Source organism: Streptomonospora sp. PA3 (genome assembly GCF_009728995.1).
Classification (GTDB): domain Bacteria; phylum Actinomycetota; class Actinomycetes; order Streptosporangiales; family Streptosporangiaceae; genus Streptomonospora.
Genome location: NZ_VTZW01000009.1, coordinates 107,204 through 122,578, shown reverse-complemented (window position 1 = coordinate 122,578; position 15,375 = coordinate 107,204). Strand labels below are relative to the sequence as shown.

General features: G+C 72.9%; 14 protein-coding genes. 5 read left to right on the top strand and 9 right to left on the bottom strand.

Translation table 11 applies throughout. From position 1 onward, the window contains the following. Positions 1-328: 328 nt before the first annotated feature. Together FZ103_RS08875 and FZ103_RS08870 are read left to right on the top strand one after the other, a co-directional pair. Positions 329-1,927 (top strand): DUF2637 domain-containing protein, encoded by a 1,599-nt coding sequence (locus FZ103_RS08875; protein WP_156000201.1) that lies wholly within the window; start codon positions 329-331, stop codon positions 1,925-1,927. A gap of 169 nt (positions 1,928-2,096) precedes the next feature. Continuing rightward, positions 2,097-3,146, top strand: a complete 1,050-nt coding sequence (locus tag FZ103_RS08870; protein ID WP_156000200.1) for a DMT family transporter — start codon at positions 2,097-2,099, stop codon at positions 3,144-3,146. 22 nt (positions 3,147-3,168) lie between these two features. Here FZ103_RS08870 and FZ103_RS08865 read toward each other — a convergent pair whose 3' ends face one another. The 3 genes from FZ103_RS08865 to FZ103_RS08855 all read right to left on the bottom strand — a co-directional run bounded on the left by FZ103_RS08865 (position 3,169) and on the right by FZ103_RS08855 (position 5,779). Further along, a complete protein-coding gene (locus FZ103_RS08865; RefSeq protein ID WP_156000199.1) occupies positions 3,169-4,353 on the bottom strand; it encodes a hypothetical protein in 1,185 nt (394 codons plus the stop codon). A 141-nt stretch (positions 4,354-4,494) separates the two neighbouring features. Beyond that, positions 4,495-4,728 carry a hypothetical protein gene (locus tag FZ103_RS08860; RefSeq protein ID WP_156000198.1) on the bottom strand — a complete coding sequence of 78 codons (234 nt, stop codon included), beginning with the start codon at positions 4,726-4,728 and terminating at the stop codon, positions 4,495-4,497. Positions 4,729-4,831: 103 nt separating this feature from the next. Next, complete coding sequence (locus tag FZ103_RS08855) at positions 4,832-5,779, bottom strand: DUF389 domain-containing protein (protein WP_156000197.1); 948 nt, start codon at positions 5,777-5,779, stop codon at positions 4,832-4,834. 283 nt (positions 5,780-6,062) lie between these two features. On the opposite strand from FZ103_RS08855, the gene FZ103_RS08850 reads away from it, so the two are divergent. After that, on the top strand, positions 6,063-6,989 hold the full coding sequence (locus tag FZ103_RS08850; RefSeq protein WP_186356042.1) for an AEC family transporter: 927 nt from the start codon (positions 6,063-6,065) through the stop codon (positions 6,987-6,989). A gap of 9 nt (positions 6,990-6,998) precedes the next feature. Here the strand turns inward: FZ103_RS08850 and FZ103_RS08845 are convergent, their stop codons facing one another. The 5 genes from FZ103_RS08845 to FZ103_RS08825 all read right to left on the bottom strand — a co-directional run bounded on the left by FZ103_RS08845 (position 6,999) and on the right by FZ103_RS08825 (position 11,902). Continuing rightward, positions 6,999-7,922: a formylglycine-generating enzyme family protein gene (locus FZ103_RS08845; RefSeq protein WP_343233446.1), complete on the bottom strand. Its 924-nt coding sequence runs from the start codon at positions 7,920-7,922 to the stop codon at positions 6,999-7,001. A gap of 325 nt (positions 7,923-8,247) precedes the next feature. After that, positions 8,248-9,714, bottom strand: a complete 1,467-nt coding sequence (locus FZ103_RS08840; protein ID WP_186356041.1) for an endo-1,4-beta-xylanase — start codon at positions 9,712-9,714, stop codon at positions 8,248-8,250. A 468-nt stretch (positions 9,715-10,182) separates the two neighbouring features. Next, on the bottom strand, positions 10,183-10,500 hold the full coding sequence (locus FZ103_RS08835; protein ID WP_156000194.1) for a transcriptional regulator: 318 nt from the start codon (positions 10,498-10,500) through the stop codon (positions 10,183-10,185). A 224-nt stretch (positions 10,501-10,724) separates the two neighbouring features. Beyond that, the gene (locus FZ103_RS08830; protein ID WP_156000193.1) at positions 10,725-11,099 is read right to left on the bottom strand and encodes a VOC family protein; all 375 of its coding nucleotides are present in this window, start codon (positions 11,097-11,099) and stop codon (positions 10,725-10,727) included. Between the two features lie 95 nt (positions 11,100-11,194). After that, the gene (locus FZ103_RS08825; RefSeq protein WP_343233445.1) at positions 11,195-11,902 is read right to left on the bottom strand and encodes a pyridoxal 5'-phosphate synthase; all 708 of its coding nucleotides are present in this window, start codon (positions 11,900-11,902) and stop codon (positions 11,195-11,197) included. Positions 11,903-12,238: 336 nt separating this feature from the next. Between FZ103_RS08825 and FZ103_RS08820 the strand changes: the two genes are divergently transcribed. After that, positions 12,239-12,844, top strand: a complete 606-nt coding sequence (locus FZ103_RS08820) for a DUF1349 domain-containing protein (RefSeq protein ID WP_156000191.1) — start codon at positions 12,239-12,241, stop codon at positions 12,842-12,844. A 106-nt stretch (positions 12,845-12,950) separates the two neighbouring features. Continuing rightward, complete coding sequence (locus tag FZ103_RS08815; protein ID WP_156000190.1) at positions 12,951-13,919, top strand: TIGR03557 family F420-dependent LLM class oxidoreductase; 969 nt, start codon at positions 12,951-12,953, stop codon at positions 13,917-13,919. A gap of 52 nt (positions 13,920-13,971) precedes the next feature. Here the strand turns inward: FZ103_RS08815 and FZ103_RS08810 are convergent, their stop codons facing one another. Then, entirely contained in the window at positions 13,972-14,703 is a 732-nt protein-coding gene (locus FZ103_RS08810; protein WP_343233444.1) for a phosphatase PAP2 family protein, read from the bottom strand. Positions 14,704-15,375: the final 672 nt, after the last annotated feature.

Sequence of the window (15,375 nt, the reverse complement as noted above, 5' to 3'; positions counted from 1 at the left end):
GGGCGGCGCGCGGAGCGAACCCGACCGGGCGCCGCAGTCCGGGAGGTGGCTATGCTGTCGCGGAAACCGGCGATTCCGACGCCACCGGCCGCTCGCCGCCGCGGCCCGCGGACCCCCTCGCCGATCGGACCTTGGGATCCCGCCGGGCGGGCACGGCGCAGTGCGCCGCCGACCACCGGGGACGACGCCGCGACCGGCCGCCCCGCCGCACACTCGCACCCGCAGCACGGACGCCTGCCGTGGCCGTCCGGTCACGCAACCGAGACCCGACTCTGCCAGACTCGCGTGGGTTCAGTGCTGTGTGCCCTGATTCGGGAGTTGAGACCTGATGCCTGCGTGGACGTCCCACGTGCCGTGGTGGGTGATCGCCGCGGCCGCGCTCGCCGTGGTGGTGCTCGCCATCGCCGGCCTGCGCGCCCTGCTCGCTCGGCGGACCCCCCGCACCGCCACCGGCTCCGGCCTGCACACCGGCTACCTGGTGGCCACCGCGATCATCGCCGCGACCGCGCTGACGCTGATCACCGTCGCCTTCACGATGAGCTACGCCGCCCTGTACGAGTCGGCGACCTGGCTGGCCGACACCAAGCTCACCGCGATCAACGGCGGCGACCTGCGGTTCCTGTTCCCGCTGGGCATCGACGCCGTCATCGTCTACTTCCTGGCGATGGACCTGGTCATGGAGTGGCAGGGCCGCCGCCACCCGCTCAACCGATGGTCGGCCTACGGGCTCTCGGCGATCACCATCGTGCTCAACGTCGCCCAGGGCGAGGGGACCACCTCCTCCTACCTCGGCCACGCAGGGCCGCCGGTGGTCATCATCCTCATCGCCGAGGGCGTGGCCGCGTGGGTGCGCCACCTGGCCGGGCTCGCCCACGGCGGTCCCGCCGACCGCATCCCGGCCGGGCGCTGGATCGCCCACCCCGTCTCCACCCTCAAGGTCGCCCGGCTGATGCTGGGCTCGGGCATCACCTCCTATCCGGATGCGCTGGAGCGCGAGCAGCAGCGGCAGCTCGCCTACGCGATGCTGCGCGAGCAGTACGCGCGCCGCTGGCGGCGGGCGACCCCGCGCCACCTGAAGTGGATGCTGGACAACGGCTACGACCTGCCCACCGCGTTCCGCATCATCCGCGCCATGACCGCTTCGCGGGTGGCCATGAGCGCCGAGGAGGCCCGCGTCCTGCTCGGCGAGCCGGCCGCGCGACCCGCGGCGCCCGCGGCCGCCGAACCGGCAAGGTGGGAGGCCGTGGCCATCCCGGAGCCTGACGGCGGCGCCGACGGCCACGCGTCCCGGCGACCCGCCGCCGACGGCGAGCAGACCGGCGGTGAGCAGGCCGGCGGCGAGCAGACCGCCGGCGGCGAGCAGGCCGGCGGCCCGGCGACCGCGGCCGGGAGCGGCGAGAGAGCGCACACGCCGGTGTTCCAGGAACCGGGGCCGGTCTCCCCCGCCGCCTCCCGGCCCTCGGAGGCCGGCGCCGCCGAGCCCGCACAGCCGCAGCGCGGCACGCGCGCGGCCCCCGAACCGGCCGCCGCCGAACCGCCGCACGCGCAGCAGGCGACCGAGGAGCCGGCGGCCGCCGAGCCCGCCTTTGCCTCCGCTCCCGAGTCCCGGCCGGAGCCCGAGTCCGAGCCCGCGCAGCGCGCGGCGGACGCCCCGCAGCCCTCTCCGGGCCCCGCGCCGCGGCGCAGCGCCCGCCCCCTGTCCCCCCGCCCCACGACCCAGCAGCGCCGCCAGCAGGTGCGCCACCTGCTGGAGACGATCCCCGACATCACCGAGGAGGAGATCGCCGGGCACCTGGGCGTGACTCCGCGGACGGCGCGGCGCTACCGCCAGGAGATCCTCGACACAGCCCCCGAGGGCGACGGCTACCGCGTCGAGGAGGGGGAGGACGGCCAGCCCCGGCTGGTGCAGACCGCGTACCGGGGCTGAGGACGGATAAGCCCAGCTCACGCGCTGCGGCGCCGCGAAACCCGCACCCGCGTCGCCGCACCCGCCTCGGCACGGCTGCCCGGCCGAGCCTTTGGTTGAGCATCGCTAATGCGGCGGTTAAGCATAATGAAGTAGACCTAATACAGGTGGCGGCGATATCCCTTGACTCATGAGCCTCCACCCCGCGCAGAACAGCGCCGCCGCGGCCGGATCGGCCTCCCCGCCCCGCCGCCCGGCACCCGCCCTCCGCGCCCCGGCCGGACCCGCCTCGCCGCGTCCCGCGCTCGGCTGGCGGCTGAAGTTCCTGCTGCTGGCGGTGCTGTGGGGCACGAGCTTCATGTGGATCGGCATCGCCGGCGAGTACCTTCCGCCCATCCAGATCACGCTCGGCCGGATGCTCACCGGGCTGATACCGCTCGCCGGCTTCGTGCTGCTGCGCGGAGGCCGCCTTCCGCGCGGCGCGCGGATGTGGTTCCACCTTTCGGTGACGGCGTTCATCATCAACGTCGTGCCGTTCACCCTCTTCGGCTACGCCGGACAGCTGATCCCCTCGGCGGTGAACGGCATCTGCAACGCCGCGACCCCGCTCTTCGTCCTGCTGTTCTCGCTGCTGCTGCTCCCCGACGAGCGGCCTACGCGCACCCGGCTGGCGGGCCTGGTCATCGGGTTCGTCGGCGTGCTCGTCGTCTTCGGGGTGTGGACGGGTCTGGAGGGGGCCGGCGCCGCGGGCATGCTGCTGGCCGTGGGCGCGACCGTCGGCTACGGGATCGGCACCCCCTACCTGCGGCGGTTCGTGGCCGGCAGCGGGCACTCGTCGCTGGAACTGGTCACCGCCCAGCTGCTCACCGGCAGCGTGCAGATCTCCGTCGCCGCGCTGCTGTTCACCGACGTGCCGCAGGCGCTGCCCGCGCAGGCCCTCGCCGCCGTCGCGATCCTGGGAGCGCTGGGTACCGGGCTCGCGTTCGTGCTGCAGTACGGGGTCATCCGCGAGGCCGGGGCCACCGTCGCATCGACCGTGACCTACGTCGCCCCGGTCGTGGCCATCGGCGCGGGCGTCGTGCTGCTCGGTGAGGACCTGGCCTGGAACGAGCCGATCGGCGCGCTGATCATCATCACCGGTGCGGCGCTGGCCCAGTACCAGCGCCGCACCGCGGCGGCGCGACCGCAGGCGGCCGAGCCGGCACACGGGGCACCGCCCGCTGCGGCGCCGGAGCGCTGACGCGGCCGGGCCGCCGAGGGCACTACCCCTCTTCGGGGGGCTCTGCCGCACCGCAGGACTCCCCCGCGCCCTTCTCGCCGCTGCGCCGCTCCCAGGAGGCGTGCAGGACCTCGCGGCGCGCGCGTTCGCGATAGCTGAAGGCGGCCTCGCGCACGGAGTCCTCGGTCTCGAACCCGGACCCGATTGCGCCCGCGACCGTGCCCGCGGCGGTCACCAGCAGCGCGACCGCCAGGTAGTCGCCGGCGTCGACTCCGGCCTCGACGTGCCGGCCCAGGACCTCGGGAGCGAGCAGCACCGACGCCGCCGCCAGGTTGACCCCGTACAACCCGCCGAACATGCAGCCCACACCGATCCCCAGGGTCAGCAGCGTCGAAGCGTTGAACAGCGCGGCCTGGTCGCGCTCGCCCGGCGGCCTGCCGCGCGAGGGCTCCCACAGGCCGTGGTACACGATCAGCCACAGGACCATGACGGCCATGGAGCCGAGCACAGCGGCCAGCAGCCGGAGTGCGCCCATGGTGGTGGCCAGCCGCCACACGGTGGTGTTGATCGTGTAGAACGCGCTGAACGCGAACGCGCCCACCAGCGGCCCGGTCAGGCCGAACACCAGCCGCCAGGGCCGGTTGTCGCGCACCATGCCGACCAGCAGCCGCAGCCTGCCGCGGGAGGCCAGGATCCGGGTGTCGATACCCGGCTGCTCGGGGGCCACGCGCTGGAAGCGGCGCGCCAGCACGGGCAGCCGGCGGCCCCGCGCCGGGCGCCCCGGGAGCTGGACGCGCGCCGCCGGGTTGACCATGTCGGCGATGAGCTGGGCGACCACGGCCCGCACGCTGCGGCGCAGCGCCATGCCGCCGAAGGCGGGAAGGGAGACGACCACGATCCGGCGGCTGCGGTTCGCGTCGGCCACGATGGGGTGCCCGGCCGTGCGCAGGACGACGTCGGTGACGCACACCGCGAAGTCCCAGCCGTGGCGGCGCATCCGCGCGTCGGCCACGTCCATCATCGCGGTGTGGGCCTCGTCGCTGGGCGGCAGCTGCTCGCGGCGGACGTCGGCCCGCCATCGGCGGTCGGCGTCGACGTGCTCGGCCAGCAGATCGGGCAGGTCGCGCGCCAGCTGCTCGGAGACCTGGGCGGGGGCCGCCACCGGATCGGCCACCACCCCCACGGTGACCGTCCCCTCGCCCGTCCCCGCATTCCCGCGTGCACCCATGCCGGCGAATCCCCCGTCCGACCTCGTCTGCACCCCCGCCCCCGGCCGCGCGGATGCGAGCGGCCGCCGCCCGGCGCGGGAGCGCGCCCGGGCGGCGGCCGCGGGTCAGCGGGCCGCAGCGCTCGAAAAGGCGAGCGCCGATCAGCCGCCTTCGGCCTGGAGCCGCTGGGCGAGCATGCGCTTGCCCTGCTCACCGGCCTTCTTGTTGTTCTCCTGGATCTTGCGCAGCCAGCCGGCGACCTCGTCGTCGCCCTGCTTCTCCGCGTCCTGGATGTAGGTCTCCAGCCGGAAGACGTTCTCCAGCGACTGCTGGACGACCCAGACGAGGTTGTAGTTCTTGTCCTTCAGCGGGCTGCTCGGTTCCTGCTCTGCCATATCTCTCCTCCTCCGGTCGGAGCGGAGTCTGTTGCCCACGCGGCCCGCTGCCCGAAGCGCCCGTGAACATGCCAACCGGGTGCCGCCGACTGCGCGCCGGCGGTCACCGCTGGCTGAGCGGGCGGCCGTCGCCGGTGCGGTGCTCGCGGCGGGTGCGCACGGCCAGCACGACGGTGGCGGCGATCATGATGCCGACGAGGTTGATGACGAGCTGCTCCAGCGACTGGATCGCCCGCGTCCAGTCGGTCAGGGTCGCCGCGACCACCGCATAGGAGGCGGCGGGCACCGTGGTGACCGAGATGAAGACGCCCACCAGCGCCGACGACTTGGCCGACAGCAGGCTGAGCATGCCCGCGGCGCCGGCGAGCAGCGCGACGATCAGCGAGAAGGGTCCGACGTCGTAGATGAAGTCCACCTGGCTCTCGTCGCTCAGCCCCGGCGCGGTGATGGCCACCAGTCCGGTCCACTCCAGCAGCAGCATGAACACGGTGGTGACGGCCATGGCGACGCCGAACCCGATCGCCGTGGTGCTCGCCGACTGGCGCACCAGGTCCCAGCGGCGGCCGATGAGCCCCACCCCGAAAGCCGCGAGCGGGCCGAAGTCGGGGGCGACGGCCATGGCCCCCACCACGGTGACCGGGGAGTTGGTGACCACGCCGACGGCAGCGATCATCAGCCCCAGGGTGAGGAAGGTCAGGTAGACCCAGTTGAGGTGGGAGTCGTCGTCGGCGCGGGAGATGAGCTCGTCCCAGACCACCGCCTCGTGACCGTGGCCGGGCGCGTCGGCGCGCGCGGTATCGGCGGTGTCGGACAGCGTGGTCTCCAGCGCCTCAAGCGTGATGGCGCCGGTGTGGTCGATGTCGAGTGCGGAGAGCTTGAGCAGCACCGAGTCGACGCACTCGCGCGCCAGGTCGGCCTCGACCGCGTCGCCCGGGGGCTGCACCGCCGCGCTGTTGAAGACGACGACGTGCGCCACCCCGACCTCGTTCTTCAGGACGTCGAGGACGTCGTCGGTGCGCTCGTGCGGTGAGATCACCCTCAGGTGCAGCAACTCCCGGTGCCCTTCCTGACCGTCCGAACAAGAGAAGACACCACCTTAGAGCCTGCATACCGTTGGTATGTGCCGATTTGGCACAGGTTGGCCACTGTCGGCAGCGGCCAAACATTCCGATTCCGCAACGCGGAGCCCTCCGGCGGAGCCGCAGCGAGTGTGAGCCACGCCGTGGCAGCCCCCGGCCGGCCGCGGTTAGTCTCTTCGGGTTCGCAAGCGGGCCCGGGCACGCCGTGGCCGGTCCGCGTCCGGCGGCAGGCGAGCGGAGCTGGGGGGACGCGCCGTGACCGGGGTCGTGATCGGGTTCGGCGTGATCGCGAGCATCGTCGCCCTCGGCTACATCCTCGGCCGGCTGGACGTGCTCGGCGACAACGGCCGCCACGTGCTGACCAACCTCGCCTTCTACGTCGCCACGCCCGCCCTGCTGTTCGAGATCCTCTCCGACGCCGACCTGTCAATGCTGGTGGCCGCACCGCTGCTGGTGAGCGCCCTGAGTATGGCGGTGGCCGCCGCACTGTTCACCGCCGTGGCCCTGCTGCGCCGCTGGGACGCGGGCACGACCACGATGGGCGCGCTGTGCGCCACCTACGTCAACTCCGGCAACCTGGGCATCCCCGTCTCGGCCTACGTGCTGGGGGACGCGTCCCTGGTCGCGCCGGTGCTGCTGTTCCAGCTGGTCGCCGTGAGTCCCATCGGCCTGACCATCCTGGACCTGCGCCGCCGCGATCCGGACTCCCGCACCGGGCCGCTGCGCATCCTGGCGGCGCCGCTGCGCAACCCGGTGGTCATCGGGTGCCTGGCCGGGGTGGCGGTCGCGGCCTGCGGCTGGACGGTGCCCGACGCGCTGATGCGGCCGTTCGAACTGGTCGGCTCGATGTCGGTGCCGGCGGTGCTGCTGGCGTTCGGCATCTCGCTGCACGGCAGCCCGCTTCCCGGCCGCGGCCCGCATCGGGGCCCCGTCGCCCTCGCGGTGCTGCTGAAGTGCCTGGTCCAACCCGCGGCGGCGTGGATGCTGGGCAGCCTGTGCTTCGGCCTGGAGGGCACCGAGCTGTTCGCGGTCGTGGTGATCGCCGCGCTGCCGACGGCCCAGAACATGTACACCTACGCCGTGCTCTACCGCACCGCCCAGGAGATGACCCGCGAGACGGTGCTGCTGACGACGTTCCTCACCCTGCCGGTGCTGGTGGGGATCGCCTTCCTGCTGGGGTGAGGCCGCCGCTCAGTCGCGGGCCGCCGTGCGGAACCCGCAGTTGCCGCTGCTGGAGTCGGGGGTGTTGCCGGTGCGGGCGGCCACCCGGTAGCGGTGGCAGTAGGAGTCGTGGCACAGGTAGGAGCCGCCGCGCATCACCCGCGGCGCCTGCTCGCCGGCCGGCCGGGGGCCCTGCGGGTCGCGGCGCGGCGAACGGGCGTAGTAGGCCGGGTCGAAGGCGTCGGCGCACCACTCCCAGACGTTGCCGGCCGTCTCGAACAGCCCGAATCCGTTGGGCGGATAGGAGCGCACCGGGGCCGTGGCCAGCCATCCGTCCTCGCCGGTGTTGCTGTGGGGGAACCGGCCCTGCCAGATGTTGCACCGCCACCGCCCGCCCGGCGCAAGGTCGTCGCCCCAGGCGAAGCGGCGCCCGGCGAGCCCGCCGCGCGCCGCGTACTCCCATTCGGCCTCCGTGGGCAGCCGCCGGCCCGCCCACGCGCAGTAGGCCTGCGCGTCCGCCCAGGACACGTGTACGACGGGATGGTCGGCCAGCCCGTCCAGCCCGCTGAGCGGGCCGAAGGGGTGGCGCCAGTCGGCTCCGGCGACCTCCAGCCACCACGGTGCGGACGGCGCGGCGCCCAGGACGTCCGATCGGCGGGCGCTGACGGCATGGCGGAAGACGGCCGAGGATCCGAAGCGCTCGGCGTCGGTGCGGTAGCCGGTCGCGTCGACGAAGAGCGCGAATGCGCGGTTGGTGACGGCCGTCGCGCCGATGCGCAGCGGGGAGACCTCCACTTCGTGGACCGGGGTCTCGCCGTCGGCGGCGTAGCCCTCGCCGAAGGCGTCGCCCATGGCGAAGACGCCGCCCGGCAGCGCGACGTCGTCGTGCGGCAGTGCGCTCGCGGCGCATGCGGCGGCGCCGGGCGCCGACACCGGTTCCTGCGGCTTCCGCACCGCACCGCTGCTGCGCGGCGCCGCGCAGCACGGCGCCGGACCGGTCTGCGGCCCGCCCGATTCCTCCGGCACGATCCCCCCATCGCGGCCTCGGCGTTGGCACCGGGGCACTGTGCGCCCCCGCGTCCGGAGCCTATAGGGCCGGCGGCGCCGCCCGGTGCGCAGCCGCGCACGCGAAGCGGCCCCCGCCGCTGGCGGCGGGGGCCGTGACCGGGCCGGCCGGAATGGGGGATGCGGTCCGGCCGGCCGCGGTCACCCTGCCCGCGGGCACCGGGTCACCGCCGGTGCCCGGGGCGCCGGGCAGGGGTCGAGGGAGTCAGGGCAATCAGGACACGCTGCAGGACTGCCCGTTGAGGGTGAAGGACTCCGGCTCGGCGTTGCTGCCGCTGTGCGAGGCGTTGAACCCGATGCTCACCGAGCCGCCCGCCGCCAGGGTGCTGTTCCAGCTCGTGTTGGTCGCGGTCACGGTGGATCCGGACTGCGACCACTGGGCGTTCCAGCCGTTGGAGAGCTGCTGACCGCTGGGGAAGTCGAACTGCAGCTCCCAGCCGTTCAGCGCGGACCCGCCGTTGTTGGTGACGGTGATCTGGCCGGTGAACCCGGTGTTCCACTCGTTGGCGGCGGAGTAGGAGACGGCGCAGGGACCCGAGGTGCCGCCGCCGTCGTCACCGCCCCCGTCGTCGCCGCCGCCGTCGTCACCGCCGCCGTCGCTGGTGCCGCCGAGCGCCTCGTGGACGGCGTCGTAGGCCGGCTTGGGCTGGTAGTTCTCGTTGAACAGCAGCGGGGCACCCTGGCCCTCGAAGGTGTCCGGAACCCAGGAGTACTGGTCGGAGACGCCCCACACGGTGACGCCGATGCAGCCGTTGACGTTCATGCAGGCGTCCATCACCGCGCGGTAGTCGCGGGCCTGCTGCTCCAGCTCGCTCTGGCTGGCCGGCATCTGGATGCGCACGTCCAGCTCGGTGATGGCCACCTTGATGCCGAGGTCGGCGAAGCGCTGGATGTTCTGCTGCATGCTGCTGGGCACCTGGCCGTTGATGAGGTGCGCCTGCAGGCCGATGCCGTCGATCGGGACGCCCTGGGCGATCAGGTCCTGGATCAGGTTGTAGTAGGCGTCGCTCTTGGCGTTGATCCCGTCGATGCTGTAGTCGTTAAGCCACAGCTCCGCGTTGGGGTCGGCCTCGGCGGTCATGCGCAGCGCCTCGGCCACGAAGTCCGGGCCGAGCGTCCGGTAGAAGACCGAGTCGCGCCACGAGCCGTCGCCCAGGAAGATCTCGTTGGCGACGTCCCAGTAGGCGATCTCGCCCGCGTAGCGGCCGGCCACCTGGTCGATGTGGTTCTCCATGATCGACAGCAGCTCGCTGCGGCTGAAGTTGCCGTTCTCGACCCAGGACGGCAGCTGGCTGTGCCAGACCAGCGTGTGGCCGCGCACCTTCTGGTTGTTGGCCTGCGCGAAGTCCATGAACGCGTCGGCCTGGCCGAAGCTGAACTGGTTGCGGGACGGCTCGGTCACCGACCACTTCATCGCGTTCTCGGGCGTCGCGGCGTTGAACTCGGTGGCGGCCAGGTCCGCGTACTGGCTGTCGTTCTGCAGATGGTTGGGGGCGATCGCCGCGCCGATCTCGAAGCCCTGCTGAGCGGCGTGGTCCCGCAGCGGGGCGTCGGCGGCGGCCGGTGCGGCCGGCGCCAGGACGGCCGCTCCGAGGAGCGCCGCGAACGCTGCGCCGACGACGCGCCTGCCGCGGCGGGTCCGGCGGGGGGTCTCGTGGCTCGCGCGTTTTGCGAGTCTCACTTCAGCACCTCCAGGTGCGGATCCGGTGGGTGGGGGAATCTGAAGCCGGGAGCGCTCCCGCTCATGAGCGTGATGAACGTAACACCGCCTCCGACGGCTCGTGAAGAAGAAGTTACGGACCAATCCGGACGTCGCGACGGAGCCGAGTCCCGCACCTGCGGATTCGTTGCAGCCGACGCGGCAAATTCGAAACTATCGGAGCAAAAGACGGCAATAAGCGCCAGCCGTAAATCGAGAAAACCGCGGACCGTTAACCGGGAACTAGCGGGGGTACGGCTCCGACACCGCTACGACACCCACCGCCAGCAGGTGGAAATACCGATAGTTTCGGGTTGATGATCGCAATAGCGACTAGCCGAAATCGGCCCTAAAACCTCGCCCGTAATTCGTGCGCAGCACGGAAACCGCATCCTGAACAAGGGGCCTCGACCCGGGGGAGCGCGGCCCAGGCGCGCGGCCGCGCGCGGGTCAGCGCCGCGGGACCGCGCCGCGCGCCTGGGCGGCGAGGCGTTCGAGGGCGTCGAGATGGCGCATCAGCGCGGCGCTGCCCTCGTCCGTCAGCCGGATCCAGGTGCGGCGGCGATGGCGCTCGGTCATCTTGCGCACCTCGGCGTAGCCGGCCGACTGCAACGCGCTGACCTGCTTGGACAGCGCGGAGTCGCTGCATCCCACGCTCTCGCGCAGCTGCGTGAACTCCACCCAGCCGGCGCGGGCCAGCCGCGCCAGGATCGCCAGCCGCGGCCGGACGTGGATGAAGTCGTCGAACAGGGAGTCGGTAACCGGCATGCGCTGCCTCCCCTGGCGCGTCGGAGCCGCTCTCCGCCGCCCGCCGCGACGGCACCCGACCGGGGCGACCGGGGTGTTCGCTTACCCGGCTCACACCGGGGGACGGTGAGGCGCCGCCGCGCCGAATCCGGCGAGTGACCTGCTCACTCTCCAGTCGAACACGCGAGGCGGTGCAGCCGTCGGTGCCACGCCGTGCCGCCGACGGCGACGCGGCCCGGGCGGGGTCAGCCGCTCGCGGCCGCTCCGGAGGAGCCGGCCACCAGGCAGAACGGATGGCCGGCGGGATCGGTGTAGACGCGGAAGTCGGAGCCGTCGCCCACCCTGGTCGCCCCGAGGGCGAGCACCCGGGGCTCGGCCGCGGCGATGTCGTCGACCTCGATGTCGAGGTGGAGCTGCTGCGGGTAAGCGGGGTCGGGCCAGCGGGGCGGGACATGGTCGGGGGCGTGCTGGAAGCTGACCTGCACGCCGCCCGGATCGCCGATGTCGATCCACAGCCCGTCGACACGGGTTATGGGCATGCCCAGGATCTCGGAGTAGAACTCCGCCAGCGCGCGGGGGTCCGGGCAGTCCAGGACGACGGTGGACAGGCGGCCGATCATCGAATGCTCCTCACCGGTCGGGCGGTATGGCCGTCCGCGGCCATACCGACATCCTGCACCATCCCGGTGACATGGGGGCCGGACCCGCGCGCCGGTCAGGGCCGCAGCAGCACCCGGTCCCAGCCGCCGTCTCCCGCCGCGGTGTAGCGCAGCCGGATGTGGTTGCGGTCCTTGGCGCCCTGCCAGAACTCCACGTACTCGGGGCGCAGCGTGTACAGCGTCCACTGCGGGGCGACGAGCGAGGGATCGGCGGCGACGCGGCTGCGCGCCTCGGCCAGCTCGTTCTCGTGCTGCTCGACCGATTCCATCGGGGCGCTCTGCCCGCCCACCAGCGCTTCGGCACGCGCCTCCGCGGAGCGGGCCAGGAAGTCGGCGGCGCTGGTCTGCGGGCTCTCGGGGGCGACGGTGCCGCCGACGCGGATCTGGCGGGCCACGCGCGGCCAGTAGCAGGCCAGGGCCGCATGCGGGTTGGCGGCGAGGTCGCGCCCCTTGGGGCTGGTCGAGCCGGTGGCGAACGACCAGCCGCGGGGGCCGGCGTCCTTGAGGATCAGAAAGCGCGAGGCCACCCGGTTGCCGGCGTCCGAGGTGGCCAGGTTCATCACGTGCGGCTCGGGGACACCGGCCGCCACGGCGTGGTCGAGCCACTGCGTGAACAGCTCCACCGGATCGCCGGGGGCCGCCACCGGGTCGAAGGAGGGGATCTCCGCGGCGAACACCGGGATGCTCCGCAGTCTGTCGCGCAGGGAGCCGCCCGCGGGCGCGCCCGCCTTTGCCGGTTCCGCTCCGGTCGAGTCCCGCTCCACCCGAAACCACCCTTCCGCACCGCACGCCGCAGTCCGCCGCTCCGCCCGGCCGCCCGCGCCGAGCCGGCGGCGTCGGCGTCCGAGCGTACCGGCTCGTCGGCCGAGCGGCCGGTACGGCGGCGTCCGCCGCCTGTCGCGGCTCCACCGGCACATTCGACACCCCTCCCGGCCCGCGCTGAACACCGGCCGAACACTGCCGATGGTCCCTTGCCCGACCTACTCCCGGTCAGTATCTTCCTGGCGAAACGGCGCCTTCGCCGATCGCGGACCGAGCCTGCCCCCGCCCAATCCGCGCCGCGGACGCCCCTCCGCGGCCTGCCGCTCCTGGAGACCCCCATGGCCGATTCCGTCTCGATCGCCGCCTTCCCCGTGCCGATGCGCTGGATCAACGCACCGGCGTCCTTCGAGGTCCCCGGCTACGACAGGCTGGTCGTCAGCTCCCCCACCTACACCGACCTGTTCACCGACGCCGGCAGCGGAGCCCGCTTCGACAGCGCCCCCGCGCTCGTGGGCGGACTCGACGGCGACTTCTGCGTCAGCGCGCTGGTGCGCATCGACCTCGCCCAGACCTTCGACGCGGCCGTCCTGCTGCTGTACCACTCTCCCGACACCTGGGCGAAGCTCTGCCTGGAACTGTCGCCGCAGGGAGTGCCGACCATCGTCTCGGTGGTCAACCGCGGGGTCAGCGACGACTGCAACTCCTTCCAGGCGCCGCCCGAAGCCGGCGAAGTCCGGCTGCGCGCCTGCCGGCTCGGCTCCGCCTACGCCTTCCACGCGCGCGTGGGCGAGGGCCCCTGGCAGCTGGTGCGCTACTTCGCGCTGCACGACGAGGTCGAGGCCGGCTTCCTCGTGCAGAGCCCCCAGGGCCAGGGCGCCACCGCCCGGTTCGAGGAGATCGGCTACTCCGCCGAGCGCCTGGCAGACGTGCGCGACGGCAGCTGAGCCGTCCCGCCGGCGCGCCTCCCGCCGCTGCCCTCCGCCCGCGCATGCCCGGTGATCACCACGGGTAGCGGCCCGCGGGGACACCGACACCACCGGTGGAGGAAGCATGCAGATCGGCTACAAGCTCTTCGCCGAGGGCTACTCGCCGCAGGAGATGGTGCGCCAGGCCGAGCGCGCCGAGGCGGCCGGGTTCGACTTCGTCGAGATCAGCGACCACTACCACCCGTGGCTGGAGAGCCACGGCCACTCGGGCTTCGCCTGGTCGATCCTGGGATCCATCGCCGCCCGCACCCGGCGCATCGGCCTGGCCACGGGCGTGACCTGCCCGTCCATCCGCTACCATCCCGCGATCGTGGCCCAGGCCGCGGCGACCGTCGCGCTGCTGTCGGAGGGGCGCTTCGTGTTGGGCGTGGGCGCGGGCGAGCAGCTCAACGAGCACGTCGTGGGCCGGTCCTGGCCTGCGGCCACCGAGCGCCACGAGATGCTTGAGGAGTCCATCCAGATCATCCGGCTGCTGTGGCAGGGCGGCTACCACTCCTTCGAGGGCCGGCACCTGCGCCTGGTCGACGCCCAGGTGTTCGACCTGCCGGAGAACCCGCCGCTGATCGCGGTGGCCGGCGGCGGGAAGGCCGCAGCGAGGCTGGCCGCGGACCTGGGCGACGCGATCTTCGCCACCGAGCCCAAGCCCGAGCTGGTGCGCAACTACCGCCAGGCGGGCGGCAGCGGGCCCCGCTACGCCGAGGTGCCGCTGTCCTGGGCTCCCGACGAGGACAGCGCCCTGAAGTCGGCGCACCGGATGTTCCGCTTCGGCGTGACGGGCTGGAAGGTGCAGGCCGAGCTGCCCAACGTGGCCAACTTCGAGGCGGCGACGTCCTTTGTGCGCGAGGAGGACATGAGCTCGGGATTCGGCTACGGTCCCGACCCCGAGCGCCACGTCGCCGTCGCCCAGCAGTTCACCGACGCCGGGTTCGACCGCCTCGCGCTGGTCAACGCCGGGCCGGACCCAGACGGCTTCTTCGACTTCTTCGCCAAGGAGCTCAACGGGCGCCTGCGCGAACTCGTGCCGGCGGGCTGATCCGGTCACGCGCCGGGCCTCGCCGCAGCGCCGCGGGGAGGCCCGGTCCGGCTCAGCCCCGCTCGGCCCCGACCCGCTCGGGGTCGGGGTCGGGGGCGTCGCCGCGCCAGAGGCTGCGGCCGTACCACGGCCACCAGTAGGCCGTGCGGCCCTCGGGGATCATCCGGTCCAGCCGGATGGTCAGCACCAGGGCGAGCCCACCGGCGACCATGCCCGTGAGCAGGTCGGTGAACCAGTGGAAGTGCAGGTACACCGACACCACCGACTGCAGGATCGCGATCCCCACGATGCAGTACGCCAGCCGGCGCACGATGTGCGGCCGCGCCGCGCGGTAGCGGATGATCAGAAACAGCACCAGCCCGTAGATCAGGATGGCGTTGGCGCCGTGCCCGGACGGAAAGGAGACGCCCGACTCGGCGAAGAACGAGGGGTCGCCGGAGCGCGGATGGCCGCGGGAGAACAGCAGCTTCATCGCCGCGACCAGGCTCATCATGCCGAAGGGGCCCACGGCCCCGAGGATCACCGGCCGCCAGGAGCGGTGCCAGTAGGCGAGCTGGAGGCAGGTCACCCCCAGCACCGGAAGCGCCACGAAACGGGAGGCCACGGTGTCGGGCCACAGAATGAGCGGTTCCCGCAACTGATCCCAGTACGGCCGAGGTGCGTTGTTGATCAGATTGTCGATAGGGTGGAGGGGACCGGCTGAGAGAACTGTCATTATGATCAGTGCCACAGCCAGGAAGATCGCCGTTTTGTCGGAGGCGAGGCCCCACGCGATCTCGCTCACGCTCGGCCACGTGACCTGAGGCGCGTTCTGCCGGCGCCCCGGTGCGGCGCTGTCCTCGGAGGTGCGGGGGCCCGGGCCGGGCGGCCGCCGGGCTCCCAGCAGGGGTATCGAGATCCCGGCAGTCAACGGCGGGTTCGACCGGATCCGCAATGTATGCATCATGTGCTCAGTGCTGTCTCACGCATTGTGGGCTGGCCTGCGGCACGTTTGTGCGTAGGGGGGACGGGCTCGCCGCTCGGTCTGGGGTCTGTGGGAACGCGAAGGGCCAAGGCGCCGGGGACGCGAGGTCAAAGCCTCCCCGGGCGCTGGGGGTTCGGCGCCGCCGCCGGGGTCCGCGGCGCTGCGGACGGCGGGGACGGGCGGGCAGTACAGGGTTGTGCCGCCACCCGGTCGGCCGTGCCGCCGGGGCGGTACACACCGCCACGCTACCCAGCTTTGATGGAACATTTCCGACAGTCGAGCATAGCGTCCCGCCACCCGGCGCGGCACTGACACTCGCAGAAGGCCGAGCCATTCACCTCGGGATTCATTCCCTGGTCAGCGCTTTCCCGGCTACTGTTCACCGCCGCGTCCGCCCCCGGTGGGCGCGGTTCGCCCCGTGCCCGGCTGAGGTCCGGCGGGCGCCGTGTATGGCACTCTTCGTAGTGGAACCCCGACATCCCGACCGCCCGA